This window comes from Rhizobium sp. LARHSG275 (genome assembly GCF_052871115.1).
Map to the genome: position 1 here is coordinate 12,162 of NZ_JBIXJN010000016.1, position 12,355 is coordinate 24,516.

11 protein-coding genes and 1 pseudogene are annotated in these 12,355 nt (G+C 61.2%); 4 read left to right on the plus strand and 8 right to left on the minus strand.

Annotation, left to right across the window (positions count from 1 at the left end; translation table 11 throughout):
* Positions 1–71 precede the first annotated feature (71 nt).
* Positions 72–1,217 carry a ribonuclease D gene (gene rnd / locus ACIPSK_RS21455; protein WP_162117182.1) on the minus strand — a complete coding sequence of 382 codons (1,146 nt, stop codon included), beginning with the start codon at positions 1,215–1,217 and terminating at the stop codon, positions 72–74.
* A gap of 161 nt (positions 1,218–1,378) precedes the next feature.
* Positions 1,379–2,770, minus strand: coding sequence for a multicopper oxidase family protein (locus ACIPSK_RS21460; protein ID WP_162117183.1), 1,392 nt, complete (start codon positions 2,768–2,770; stop codon positions 1,379–1,381).
* A gap of 253 nt (positions 2,771–3,023) precedes the next feature.
* Here ACIPSK_RS21460 and aspS point away from each other — a divergent pair, with 253 nt between their 5' ends.
* Together aspS and ACIPSK_RS21470 are read left to right on the plus strand one after the other, a co-directional pair.
* Entirely contained in the window at positions 3,024–4,814 is a 1,791-nt protein-coding gene (gene aspS / locus ACIPSK_RS21465) for an aspartate--tRNA ligase (protein ID WP_162117184.1), read from the plus strand.
* A gap of 65 nt (positions 4,815–4,879) precedes the next feature.
* A pseudogene (locus tag ACIPSK_RS21470) lies at positions 4,880–4,990 on the plus strand (TetR/AcrR family transcriptional regulator); the annotation flags it as partial.
* Between the two features lie 56 nt (positions 4,991–5,046).
* On the opposite strand, the gene ACIPSK_RS21475 reads toward ACIPSK_RS21470, so the two are convergent.
* Positions 5,047–6,234, minus strand: coding sequence for a membrane protein (locus ACIPSK_RS21475; RefSeq protein WP_017963766.1), 1,188 nt, complete (start codon positions 6,232–6,234; stop codon positions 5,047–5,049).
* Between the two features lie 235 nt (positions 6,235–6,469).
* On the opposite strand from ACIPSK_RS21475, the gene parC reads away from it, so the two are divergent.
* The gene (gene parC / locus ACIPSK_RS21480) at positions 6,470–8,725 is read left to right on the plus strand and encodes a DNA topoisomerase IV subunit A (protein ID WP_017963767.1); all 2,256 of its coding nucleotides are present in this window, start codon (positions 6,470–6,472) and stop codon (positions 8,723–8,725) included.
* A gap of 156 nt (positions 8,726–8,881) precedes the next feature.
* Positions 8,882–9,340 (plus strand): SRPBCC family protein, encoded by a 459-nt coding sequence (locus ACIPSK_RS21485; protein WP_017963768.1) that lies wholly within the window; start codon positions 8,882–8,884, stop codon positions 9,338–9,340.
* Here the strand turns inward: ACIPSK_RS21485 and ACIPSK_RS21490 are convergent.
* The 5 genes from ACIPSK_RS21490 to ACIPSK_RS21510 form a co-directional block, all read right to left on the minus strand.
* Complete coding sequence (locus ACIPSK_RS21490; protein WP_162117185.1) at positions 9,324–9,716, minus strand: type II toxin-antitoxin system death-on-curing family toxin; 393 nt, start codon at positions 9,714–9,716, stop codon at positions 9,324–9,326. The genes ACIPSK_RS21485 and ACIPSK_RS21490 overlap by 17 nt on opposite strands.
* Positions 9,713–9,934 (minus strand): AbrB/MazE/SpoVT family DNA-binding domain-containing protein, encoded by a 222-nt coding sequence (locus tag ACIPSK_RS21495; protein ID WP_018070513.1) that lies wholly within the window; start codon positions 9,932–9,934, stop codon positions 9,713–9,715. The genes ACIPSK_RS21490 and ACIPSK_RS21495 overlap by 4 nt, the downstream gene beginning before the upstream one ends.
* Positions 9,935–9,991: 57 nt before the next feature.
* A complete protein-coding gene (locus ACIPSK_RS21500; RefSeq protein ID WP_162117186.1) occupies positions 9,992–10,879 on the minus strand; it encodes a DMT family transporter in 888 nt (295 codons plus the stop codon).
* Positions 10,880–11,656 carry an arginyltransferase gene (locus ACIPSK_RS21505; protein ID WP_017959862.1) on the minus strand — a complete coding sequence of 259 codons (777 nt, stop codon included), beginning with the start codon at positions 11,654–11,656 and terminating at the stop codon, positions 10,880–10,882. It lies immediately after the preceding gene.
* Positions 11,657–11,848: 192 nt separating this feature from the next.
* Positions 11,849–12,307 carry an RDD family protein gene (locus ACIPSK_RS21510; RefSeq protein WP_017963772.1) on the minus strand — a complete coding sequence of 153 codons (459 nt, stop codon included), beginning with the start codon at positions 12,305–12,307 and terminating at the stop codon, positions 11,849–11,851.
* Between the last annotated feature and the right edge of the window lie 48 nt (positions 12,308–12,355).

Below are 12,355 nucleotides of genomic sequence, written 5' to 3' on the forward strand. Positions count from 1 at the left end.
GAGATAAAGGTAGTAGCCTAAACAAGGCAATGGCTTAGCCGTGAATGGCTAAGCTTTGATATGCAGTCGTCTCAGAGGCTGACGGTCTCGACCTTCCGCCCGACGAAGCGCAGGGCGATCGCGCCCTGGATCAGCTGCAGTGCCGGCTCGCCGAAAAGATCGCGCCGCCAGCCGTGCAGGGCAGCGACTTCCGCCTTCTCGCCCTCGGCGGCGATCTTGTCGAGATCCTCGCTGTTGGCGATCACCTTCGGCGCCACGCCGTGTTTTTCCGAAATCAGCTTCAGCAGCACCTTCAACAATTCGACGGCAGCAGCGGCCCCTTCGGGCGCCTGCGCCTGGCGCGGCACATGCGGCATATCGGCCTTCGGAAGATCAAGAGCGGTGTTGACGGCCTCAATGACCGCAGCGCCGGAGACCGAGCGCTCCCAGCCCTTCGGAATGGTGCGCAGCCGGCCGAGCGCCTCGGTATCCTTGGGCTGCTGCTGGGCGATTTCGTAGATCGCATCGTCCTTCAGCACCCGCGAACGCGGCACGTTGCGGGCCCGCGCCTCGCGTTCGCGCCAGGCGGCGACATATTTGAGGATCGCCAGCTCCTGCGGCTTGCGCAGGCGCATCTTCAGCCGCTGCCATGCATCGTCGGGATGCATGTCGTAGGTTTCGCGCGACTCGAGAATGTCCATTTCCTCGGAGAGCCAGGAGGTGCGGCCTTCGCGATCAAGTTCCGCCTTCAGCGACAGGTATACGTCGCGCAGGTGGGTGACGTCGGCCAGCGCATAATCCAGCTGTTTGTCCGACAGCGGCCGGCGGCTCCAGTCGGTGAAGCGCGACGACTTGTCGATATGCACGTTCTTGATACGGCTGACCAGCTGGTCATAGGAGACGCTGTCGCCGAAGCCGCAGACCATGGCGGCGACCTGCGTGTCGAAGATCGGATGCGGTATGAGATTGCCGCGATTGAAGATGATTTCGATGTCTTGGCGGGCCGCATGAAAGACCTTCAGCACCTTCGTATCGGCCATCAGCTCGAAGAAGGGGGCGAGATCGATGCCCTTGGCCAGCGGATCGACGAGAACTTCCGTCGTCGGGCTTGCCATCTGAATCAGGCAGAGCTCCGGCCAGAAGGTCGTTTCGCGCAGGAATTCGGTGTCGATGGTAATGAAGTCGGACTTGGCCAGCTCTTTGCAGGCGGCCGCCAAATCGGCGGTGGTTTCGATCATATCATTTCATTCGCAAGGAAAAGGTCGGTTAAACCTTCCTTCTCCTTTCGGTTCGATATGTCAATACAACAGCATACGCTTCGAGCATTGCTGGCTAAGAATCACGTCCAAACTGAGGCAAGGCGCGAAGCACAGCCCAACCGCGGTGAAAGCGCACTGCCTCAGCTTACCCTGAGATAGCTCGTCATCCCCGTCTTCTGATGCTCGATGATATGGCAATGCAGCAGCCAGTCGCCGGGATTGTCGGCGACGAAGGCAAGCTGCACCTTCTCGTCCGGCTGGATGAGATAGGTATCTGACACCAGCGGCATTACCTGCTGCGTCGAGGAGGAGATCACCGTGAAGCTCATCCCGTGCAGATGGATCGGATGCGCATGCGGCGTGGTATTTTCGAGATTGAAGACATAGCTCTTGCCGAGCTTCAATTCCGCAAGCGGCGCTGTCGGATCGGGCGTGTCGCCTGGCCACGGCACCTTGTTGATTGCCCAGAAACTGTAGCCGAGCGTGCCGCAGATGCTTTCGACGCTAGCATTCTCGGCAGTGGCGCTCAGTATCAGCGGGATCTGCTCGGCGGCGGTTAGATCGGCCTTCTGGACGGGGTTGTCGACAAGCGGCCCGAGATCGCCGATGGCGCGCTTCAATGATGATCCGACCGCGCGCAGGCTGGCGATCGTCTTCGGCGTCGTGCCGCGGATATCTTCCAGCGTCGCGATCGCGCCTTCGCCGTCGGGCATGCGCACGGCAAGATCGAGCCGCTGGCCCGGTCCGATCTGCAGCAGGTCGAGGGAAAAACGCTTCGGCACCGGATTGCCGTCGATCGCAATCACGGTGGCGTCGGCGCCTTCCATCTTCAGGGAGAAGATCCGCGTCACGTCGGTGACCGCGATGCGCAGCCGAACCAGCCCGCCGGCTGGCGCGTCGTATCGCGGTTCCTGATGCCAGTTGGCGGTGCGCACCGTGCCGTAGGTGCCGGTCTTGGCCGCATCGCGCGGGCGGAAGGGGGCGATGAATTGGCCGTCGCCGCCGAGCCGCCAGTCGCGCAGGTTCAGCACCACCTCCGCATCGAACTCCGGATCGGCCGGGTTCTCGACGACGATGACGCCGGTCATGCCGTGTCCCATCTGCGTCAGCGTGTTGCAATGCGGATGATACCAGAAGGTGCCGGCGTCGGGCGGCGTGAAGGCATAATCGAAGCTGTCGCCGGTATAGACGTAGGGCTGCGTCATGAAGGGCACGCCGTCCATTCGGTTGTCGATGCGAAGCCCGTGCCAATGGATCGTTGTCGGCTCGTCGAGCCCGTTGGTCAGCCGCGCCGCATAGGGCCGGCCCTTGGTCATTCTGAGAACCGGCGGCATGCCGTCATTGCCCCAGCTCATGATATCTTTGGTCGGGCCCGCTTCCGTCAGCATGGCCTCGGTTTTCAAGGCTTTCAGCAGCTGCGGCTCCGGTGCCGCCTCCGCAAGCCCGAATCTGCCGGCGATGCCGATGCCCACTCCATAAGCGCCGGCGACGGCGGACGCCTTCAGGAGATTGCGGCGGGTGAGAAGAGGCATGGGATGCTCCGCGGTGACGATGCCGACCCTTTTAAAGTTGACTGGAGCCTTCAGCAATACGCGAAGCGAAGCCAAACTGCCGCAGTGCTCTCCGCCGCAGCCTCGCCATAAACGCCTGCCAAACGTCCGGCCGCGTGCGCCAAGCCTTGACAAATCGGAGCGTCCATGCGCTTTTCCGCCCGATTTTCTTGTCGGCGCTTGAGGGTTCTTGGAACCCTTGCTGCCGTCTCAGCATAGCCCAGGATTTGAGATCATGCATCGCTATCGCAGCCACACATGTGCCGCCCTCCGCAAGTCGGATGTCGGCTCGACCGTCCGTATTTCCGGCTGGGTCCACCGCGTTCGCGACCATGGCGGCGTTCTCTTCATCGACCTTCGCGACCATTACGGCATCACCCAGGTCGTTGCCGATCCCGACAGCCCGGCCTTCAAGATGGCGGAAACCGTGCGTGGCGAATGGGTCATCCGTATCGACGGCCTCGTCAAGGCCCGCACCGAAGATACCGTCAACAAGACCATGGCAACAGGCGAGATCGAGCTCTACGCGCAGGAGATCGAAATCCTCTCCGCCGCCAAGGAATTGCCGCTGCCGGTCTTCGGCGAGCCGGACTATCCCGAAGACGTCCGCCTCAAATATCGCTTCCTCGACCTCCGCCGCGAAACGCTGCATCGGAACATCGTCAAGCGCACCCAGGTCATCTCGGCCATGCGCCGCGAAATGGGCAATGTCGGCTTCACCGAATATACGACGCCGATCCTGACGGCCTCCTCGCCGGAAGGCGCGCGCGACTTCCTGGTGCCGAGCCGCATCCATCCCGGCACCTTCTACGCGCTGCCGCAGGCACCGCAGCAGTATAAGCAACTGCTGATGGTGGCGGGCTTCGACCGCTACTTCCAGATCGCGCCGTGCTTCCGCGACGAAGACCCGCGCGCCGACCGCCTGCCGGGCGAATTCTACCAGCTCGACCTCGAAATGAGCTTCGTCACCCAGGAAGACGTCTGGAACACGATGGGTCCGTTGATGACCAACATTTTCGAGGAATTCGCCGACGGCAAGCCGGTCACCAAGGAATGGCCGCGCATCCCCTATGACGAGGCGATCCGTAAATATGGTTCGGACAAGCCGGACCTGCGCAATCCCATCGTCATGGAAGCTGTGACCGAACATTTCGCCGGCTCCGGCTTCAAGGTCTTCGCCGGCATGATCGCCTCGAACCCGAAGGTCGAGATCTGGGCGATCCCGGCAAAGACCGGCGGTTCCAGAGCGTTCTGCGATCGTATGAATGCCTGGGCGCAGTCGACTGGTCAGCCTGGTCTCGGTTACATCTTCTGGCGCAAGGAAGGTGACAAGCTCGAGGGCGCCGGCCCGCTTGCAAAGAACATCGGTGAGGAGCGCACCGACGCGATCCGTACCCAGCTCGGCCTCGATGACGGTGACGCCTGCTTCTTCGTTGCCGGCGATCCGGCCAAGTTCTACAAGTTTGCCGGTGAAGCCCGCACCAAGGCCGGCGAAGAGCTGAACCTTGTCGATCGCGACCGTTTCGAACTCTGCTGGATCGTCGACTTCCCGTTCTTCGAATGGAGCGAGGAAGAAAAGAAGGTCGATTTCGCCCACAACCCGTTCTCTATGCCTCAGGGCGGCCTCGATGCGCTTGAGAATCAGGATCCGCTGACCATCAAGGCGTTCCAGTATGACGCCGTCTGCAACGGCTTCGAAATCGCCTCGGGCTCAATCCGCAACCAGTCGCCGGAAACCATGGTCGCTGCCTTCGAGAAAGTGGGCCTCAGCCAGCAGGATGTCGAAGACCGTTTCGGCGGCCTCTATCGCGCCTTCCAGTATGGTGCGCCCCCACATGGCGGTGCTGCCTTCGGTATCGACCGTATCATCATGCTGCTCGTCGGCGCGAAGAACCTGCGGGAAATCTCGCTGTTCCCGATGAACCAGCAAGCCCAGGACCTGCTGATGGGGGCGCCGAGCCCGGCAACCCCGACACAACTGCGCGAGCTCTCGATCCGGCCGATCCCGCCGGTCAAGAAGGACTGAGATCGCCTGATCCCGAGTGCAAACGCCCGACAATCGCCGGGCTTTTCTTTTGGTTCGGTCGCTCAGGCGCCATCATCCAGGGAATGTCGGTGCAGGCGAGGGACGGAGCATCCCGCGGGCAATTGCTTGATATCGCAGCCATTGCCATTTCTGAAGTCGCCCGCCACCGCGCCTGAATACGAAAAGGCCCGGCAGAAGGACTGCCGGGCCTTTGATCGCAAGATCGAAGCGATCAGTCGTTGGCGGTCACCTTGACGCCAAGCACCTGCGGCAGCGTATTCGGAGCGCCCATGGCGGCGCCCACGATCGTCGGGAACGGCACCGGCTTTTCAGGAGCGGCCTTGACGGTCAGGCTCTTCGGGTCGTCGAGGAAGGTGTTGACGGCAGCCGAAACGGCGTTCTGCAGTTCCGGGATATTGAGCTGCGCCAGCATGATCGGCGTCATCGCCTTCAGCGAATCCGCCATCTGCTTGCCCGATATGTTCTGCTGCGAACCGGCATAATCGAGCGCGCGCTTGGTGATCGAGGCATCTTCGAAGCGCACTTGCGCCGCCTCGAAGGACAGCTGCTGCATCAGGCCGAGCATGGCAAGGCCAAGCGCCTGCTGCGACTGTTCCTTGTTCGCACCGGCTTCGGATTGCTTCATCGCATCCTGCATCGATTTCATGAAGGCCATCGTGTAGCCGGAGAATTTGAAGCCGAGGTTCAGCTTGCCGATGTTGGTGAAGTCGAACGCCAACTCAGAAATGTCGATCGTGCCGGGGGCGAGTTCCCAGGCGCCCTTCATGGTGATGTCGCCCTGGATGTGCTGCAGGGCGAGCTTCTCGATCGCGTCCTTGCTCTGCGGATCTTCGGCTTTGCTGAGATCGGCCTTCATGCTTTTGAAGGCGCCGTCAAAATCGAAGCCGGATTCGTCTTCACGCAGTGTCAGATTGACGTCGCTTTCGAGCAGCGAGAACATTTCCTCGCCGTCCTTGACCACCTTCAGTGGGCCGGTATGGGCGGTCTCGTAAAGCATCATGGTATCGAGCGTATCGCCGCCCGCCGTTGCCGGGACCGAGATGCCGCCAAGCGTCAGTCCTTCCGCCGTCACCGTGACGCCGTCTTCCGTCTTGTTGATGTCGGGGAAGGCGGCTTCTTCGATGTAATAGCCGCCATCCTCGTCTTCTTCGACGCCCGATAGGGTGACCTCGCCGATGGGCAGGCTTTCGCCGTTGGCCGGTTTGACGCTGACATTCTTCAATGTCACGGTCGTGCCATCGATATCGACGCCGTCGGCCGAAATCGTTCCGCCCTGCGCGGCATAGGCAGCGTTGATCTTTTTCAGCAGGTCGGCGCTGTCGAGAGCGAAAGCCGAGCCGGCAAGTGAGAAAAAGGCGGCGCCCGACAGCATCAGCCGCGTTGTCCGGTAAAAATTCATGGGGTGATTCCTCTGGTGGCGTGGTGGCGGTTGGAAATCTGCAGTGACGCTACTACGGATTGGGCCCACTTTATATTTGCGGATCTCTAAATTTCTATTGAGAGGAACGGCAAACGAAGTCCAAATTGCGGCGGAGCGTTTGTCTCATCCTTTGATGTCAGTCCCAAGACTTCATCCACAGCTGCAACGGCCCGGTTTCCTTGCCCGCCGGCCGCTTCTGAGCTAGTCAGAACCTATGGGACAAGAGATTTTGCCGCCTTCAGGCGGAGACGACGATCACATCCAACCGGTCGACCTCAAGGCGGCGCTCGAGCAGCGTTACCTTGCCTATGCGCTGTCGACCATCATGCACCGCGCCCTGCCTGATGTGCGCGACGGGCTGAAGCCTGTCCATCGCCGCATCGTCTATGCGATGAACGAGATGGGGCTGAGGCCGAACTCGGCCTTCAGAAAATGCGCCAAGATCGTCGGCGAAGTGATGGGTAATTACCATCCGCACGGCGACCAGTCGATCTACGATGCGCTTGCCCGTCTCGCCCAGGACTTCTCGCAGCGCTACACGCTGGTCAACGGCCAGGGCAATTTCGGCAATATCGACGGCGATAGCCCCGCCGCCATGCGTTACACCGAATCGAAGATGACGGCGGTCTCCGAACTGCTGCTCGAAGGCATCGACCAGGATGCCGTCGATTTCCGCGACACTTACGACGAATCGAATTCCGAGCCGGTTGTCCTTCCCGGCGCCTTCCCGAACCTGCTCGCCAACGGCTCCTCCGGCATTGCCGTCGGCATGGCGACCTCGATCCCGTCGCACAATGCCCACGAGCTTTGCGATGCCGCCCTGCATCTGATCAAGCATCCCGATGCGACCGTCGAAAAGCTCGTCGAATTCATTCCCGGCCCGGATTTCCCCACCGGCGGCATCATTATCGACAGCCGCGACAGCATCATCGAGAGCTACCGCACGGGGCGCGGCGGTTTCCGCGTGCGGGCGAAATGGCAGACGGAAGATCTCGGCCGCGGCGGCTATCACATCGTCATCACCGAAATTCCCTTCCAGGTGCAGAAATCGCGGCTGATCGAGAAGATCGCCGAGCTGCTGATCGCCCGCAAGCTGCCGCTGCTGGAAGATATCCGCGACGAATCGGCCGAAGATATTCGTGTCGTGCTGGTGCCGAAGACCCGCAGCGTCGATCCGACGATCCTGATGGAATCGATGTTCAAGCTGACGGAACTGGAAAGCCGCTTCCCGCTCAACATGAACGTGCTCTCCATGGGCCGCATCCCGCGGGTCATGGCGCTGAACGAGGTGTTGAAGGAGTGGCTGGACCACCGCCGCGAAGTTCTGCAGCGCCGTTCGCGCTTCCGTCTGGCGGCGATCGATAGGCGCCTCGAAATCCTCAGCGGCCTGCTGGTCGCCTACCTCAACATCGATGAGGTCATCCGCATCATCCGCGAGGAGGACGAGCCGAAGCCGGTCATGATGGCGCGCTGGGATCTCACCGACAATCAGGTCGAGGCGATCCTCAATATGCGGTTGCGCGCCTTGCGCAAGCTCGAAGAGTTCGAGATCCGCAAGGAATTCGACGAACTCACCAAGGAGAAAGGCGAGATCGAAGCGTTGCTTTCCTCCGACGACAAGCAGTGGCAGACGGTCGCCTGGGAAATCGGCGAAGTGAAGAAGAAATTCGCCAAGGCGACCGAGGTCGGCCGCCGCCGCACCCAGTTTGCCGACGCGCCCGAGACCGACGAGGAGGCAATCCAGCAGGCGATGATCGAGAAGGAACCGATCACCGTCGTCATTTCCGAGAAGGGCTGGATCCGTGCGCTCAAGGGCCATATCGCCGATACGGCGACGCTGACCTTCAAGGAAGGTGACGGCTTGAAGATCGCCTTCCCGGCGCAGACGACGGACAAGATCCTGATCGTCACCACCGGTGGCAAGGCCTTCACGCTCGGCGGCGACAAGCTGCCGGGCGGTCGCGGTCACGGCGAGCCGCTGCGCATCATCGTCGATATGGACAACGACCAGGCGGTGCTGACCGCTTTCGTCCATGAGCCCTCGCGCAAGCAGCTGATCGTCTCGACCGCCGGCAACGGTTTCGTCGTACCGGAGGCCGAGCTGGTCGCCAATACGCGCAAGGGCAAGCAGATCATGAACGTCGCGCTGCCCGAGGAAACGCAGCTGCTCGTGCCCGTCAGCGGCGACCATGTCGCCGTCGTCGGCGAAAACCGCAAGCTGCTGGTCTTCCCGCTGGCGCAGGTGCCGGAAATGTCGCGCGGCAAGGGCGTGCGTCTGCAGCGTTACAAGGATGGCGGCATTTCCGACGTCCGCTGCTTCGCGATATCGGACGGTCTCGTCTGGGAAGACAGCGCCGGCCGCACGTTCACGAAGAACAAGGACGAGCTCGCCGAATGGCTGGCCGACCGCGCCACCGCCGGCCGCACCGTGCCGAAGGGCTTCCCGCGCAGCGGCAAATTCGCCGGCTGAGGCCTAAAAATTCCGCGCCCGACTCTTGGCGGGCGCGGCAATGCCTCTATTTCTCTCCTGTTACCAAAAATACAAACAGGCCGGCTCCGAGGGCGGACGGAATGGCCGCGGCCCGTGCGCTTGGGGAAGTGCGCGCGCCTTAACGGAGGAAAATCGATGCCCGCCAGCACCATCAAATTGCATGTCACGCACACCTATAAAGCGCCGCCTGCCGTTGTCTATGACGCCTGGCTCAACCCCGAAATAGCCCGCCGCTTCCTGTTTGCTACTGACGAGGGTCATGTCATCCGCGCCGATATCGATCCCCATGTCGGCGGCCGTTTCTTCGTCGTCGACCGCCGCCCGACCGGCGACGCCTTTCACCAGGGCGTCTTCCTGGAGCTGAAGCGCCCGCGACGCATGGTCTTCAGCCTTTCCGTCGAGGAGCACGATCACAATTGCGACCGCGTCGAGATCGACATCGAACCTCTCGGCAGCGGCAGCCGTCTGACGCTGACCCATGAAATGTGCGCCGAATGGGCCGAACACGAGGAAAAGACCCGGAAGGGCTGGGCGCATGTGGTCGAGGGGCTTGGCAGGGAACTGGAGCAGCAGCAGTTCAAGGCGACGGGCTGAGCGGTATGCTGAAATCCCGCAGGAAGCGGGTCGCACCTTCTTCGTCGATCTCGCCGGCGGCGACGTCTAATACAAATGCAATGACCTGGGCGTTGTCGGCATTGATGACGTAGTGGTTGATGTAGAGAAACGTAAACGCCGCGAGATAGCCGGTACGCTTGTTTCCATCCGCGAATGGATGGTTTTTAACAATGGCATAGAGATAGGCTGCGGCGAGTACGAAGATGTCGCCGTATGCAGCCTTGTTAAGCGGGCGTGCCAAGCTGGTTTCCAATGCATTGGCATCCCGCAGGCCAGCCAGACCGCCATGCTCTGCGATTTGCTCATCGTGCACATTTTCGATCGCTTGGCGGCTTAGCCACTTAAGCCGTGTCATTTCGCAAGTTCGCGGAGCGCCACCCGATATTTTTCCATGCCGATGCGTGCTGCCCGCATTTGCTCGGCAAGATCCGCCGATTCTGGTACAAGCTGGATATTACCCTCGATCTCTCGCAGTTCGAGGCTGTCGCCGCTGCTCAGGCCCAACCGCTGCAGCACCTCTTTAGGGATGATTACACCCTCGGAATTTCCGATCTTGCGGATCGTGACGTTCATCATTCTGTCCTCTGTGGTAACGGCGTTATAACGCGGCGCCAACCAGGCGACAATGTCCTATCCTGCCATTTGCCTGATGCTTTTCCTCCGCACCATCCAGGCCGAGTGCGCCGCGATCGCCGTCACCAGGATACCGCCGCCGACCAAGGTCATCAGCGTCGGCGTTTCCGCAAAGATCAGCCACACCCAGATCGGTGCGAGCACGGTTTCGAGCAGGTAGAACATGCCCACCTCCGGCGCCGAGAGGTAACGCGGCCCGGTTGCCAGGCACCAGAAGGCAAGCGGCATCATCACCGCGCCGTTGAAGAGGATCCAGACAGGATGCTCGATCGAAAAACCGCCTGCCGGCATGACCGAGATCAGGCCGACCGCCGCCGGCAGAACCGTCGAAAGCAGCGAGACGAAGCCCATCTCCCGGCGTGAGGCGCGGCTGACGGTGATGGCGGCGGCGATGATGAACGCGGTAAGCAGCGCCATGATATCGCCGAAGAGATGGCCGCCCGAAAGCCCGTCCCGCACGATCAGGCCGACGCCGAAAATCATCGCCGCCATGGCGATCAGCGTTGCTGGCGCCGGCCGCTCCTTGAGGAAAATCCAGGAAAGCAGCGCGGCGAACATCGGATTGAAGGCGACGATGAAAACGACATTGGCCGTCGACGTGTTGAAAACGGCGAGAATGAAGATCACCGTCGTCAGCCCGTAGAGCAGACCGGTAAAGAGGCCCGGCCAGCCCGGCACCAGCATTGGCCATCGCCCCTTGGCAATCCTGAGCGCGGTTGCGACCAGAAGCGTCACGCCAAGGGTCGCTATGCTTCTTACCGCAAGGATCGACCACAGCTCGCCGTCGGCGAGCCTCATCAGCGGGATATCCACGGAAAGCGCCAGCCCGCCGATTGTCGTCAGCAGCAGGCCCTTCCGATGGTCGGAAAGAGCGGTGGGGAACATTCAGTCGTGGGTGCTCTCGGGCATGGACGAGGGATCGAAGCGTTCCCAGCCGCGCGGGGTCAGGTGCTCCTGCGGCTGAAAGCGCGTCTTGTAATCCATTTTCCGCGACCCTTGAACCCAGTAGCCGAGGTAGACATGCGGCAGTCCCAGCGCTTTCGTGCGCCTGACATGATCGAGAATCATGAAGGTGCCGAGCGAACGGCGCTCGAGGGCCGGATTGAAATAGGAATAGACCATCGACAGCCCGTCGCTCATCGTGTCGGTCAGCGCAGCGCCAAGCAGCTCGCCCTTCGGGCGCTGCTCCAGTCCTGAGCCTTCCTCACGCAGGCGATATTCGATGATTCTCGTATTCACATGCGTGTCTTCCACCATGATTGCATAGTCGAGCACGGTCATGTCGGACATGCCGCCCTGCTGGTGGCGAAAATCGAGATAGCGCCGGAAGAGCGAATATTGCTCGCTGGAAGGCTGGGCCGCGAATTCGGTGGCGATGACGTCGGAATTGGCGGCAAGCACCCGTTTCATCGATTTGGTCGGTTCGAATTCCTGGGCGAGAATTCGCACGGAAACGCACGCGCGACAGGATTCGCAGGCCGGGCGATAAGCGATGTTCTGCGAGCGGCGGAAACCGCCCTGTGTCAGGATGTCGTTCATCTCGGCGGCGCGCGGGCCGACCAGATGGGTGAACACCTTGCGTTCCATCTCATGCGGCAGGTACGGACACGCAGCCGGAGCCGTCAGATAAAACTGCGGGGATGGCGTCGTCTGCGTATTCATTTGTCGCGGAAATTTCCCTGTCGAGACCGTGCCGTTTCCTGACAGCATGACCTAAGAATAAAAAACGTCAACAGCGGGGCGCGTTTCGCCCTTCATATCAGTCTTCTAATTTCAGATATGGAGCGCCTGCACCCATCGGCAAAGGGAGGCGGAGACTTTATTTGGTCTCCGCCCGGGGTCACAGTTAGGGTCTCAGGCCGTGCGCACCGTCGCCGTGCCCACAAGCAGGTCGTGAACGAGACGGCTGCGTTCAATGAACAGGCCGGCAAGCAGGATGAGCGGCGTCAGCACCGAGTTGAGGATCCAGAACAGTGCGAGATGCACGATTGCCGTCATGAAATCCATCGGCCGTCCGTCGACGCGCACGATCGCAATTCCCATGGCCCGCATGCCGAGCGAGGCCTGGCTCGGCCCGCCCACCGTCAGGCCGAAGTAGATGCCGGCGACGATGACGAAGAGAGCAGGGTAGAGAAAGAAGCCGAGCCCCAGCGTGACGATCGACACGAAGAACAGCACGATCGCCGCGGGAATGCAGAGCAGCGCCACGATGACGTAGTCGAGGATGAAGGCGAAGACCCGGCGGCTCAACACGCCGCTATAGGCGCGCCAGTCCTCCGGTGCGGCATAGAGCGGATTGGGGTTGTAGCTCATCTCAATCTCCTCAGGAAAAGCGATGCCGCTGATATGGTATCGGCAGGG

What these genes read in the sequence shown, in the direction of transcription:
- rnd (WP_162117182.1), bottom strand. Translation starts at nt 1,217, where the DNA reads ATGATCGAAACCACCGCCGATTTGGCGGCCGCCTGCAAAGAGCTGGCC.
- ACIPSK_RS21460 (WP_162117183.1), bottom strand. Translation starts at nt 2,770, where the DNA reads ATGCCTCTTCTCACCCGCCGCAATCTCCTGAAGGCGTCCGCCGTCGCC.
- aspS (WP_162117184.1), top strand. Translation starts at nt 3,024, where the DNA reads ATGCATCGCTATCGCAGCCACACATGTGCCGCCCTCCGCAAGTCGGAT.
- ACIPSK_RS21475 (WP_017963766.1), bottom strand. Translation starts at nt 6,234, where the DNA reads ATGAATTTTTACCGGACAACGCGGCTGATGCTGTCGGGCGCCGCCTTT.
- parC (WP_017963767.1), top strand. Translation starts at nt 6,470, where the DNA reads ATGGGACAAGAGATTTTGCCGCCTTCAGGCGGAGACGACGATCACATC.
- ACIPSK_RS21485 (WP_017963768.1), top strand. Translation starts at nt 8,882, where the DNA reads ATGCCCGCCAGCACCATCAAATTGCATGTCACGCACACCTATAAAGCG.
- ACIPSK_RS21490 (WP_162117185.1), bottom strand. Translation starts at nt 9,716, where the DNA reads ATGACACGGCTTAAGTGGCTAAGCCGCCAAGCGATCGAAAATGTGCAC.
- ACIPSK_RS21495 (WP_018070513.1), bottom strand. Translation starts at nt 9,934, where the DNA reads ATGAACGTCACGATCCGCAAGATCGGAAATTCCGAGGGTGTAATCATC.
- ACIPSK_RS21500 (WP_162117186.1), bottom strand. Translation starts at nt 10,879, where the DNA reads ATGTTCCCCACCGCTCTTTCCGACCATCGGAAGGGCCTGCTGCTGACG.
- ACIPSK_RS21505 (WP_017959862.1), bottom strand. Translation starts at nt 11,656, where the DNA reads ATGAATACGCAGACGACGCCATCCCCGCAGTTTTATCTGACGGCTCCG.
- ACIPSK_RS21510 (WP_017963772.1), bottom strand. Translation starts at nt 12,307, where the DNA reads ATGAGCTACAACCCCAATCCGCTCTATGCCGCACCGGAGGACTGGCGC.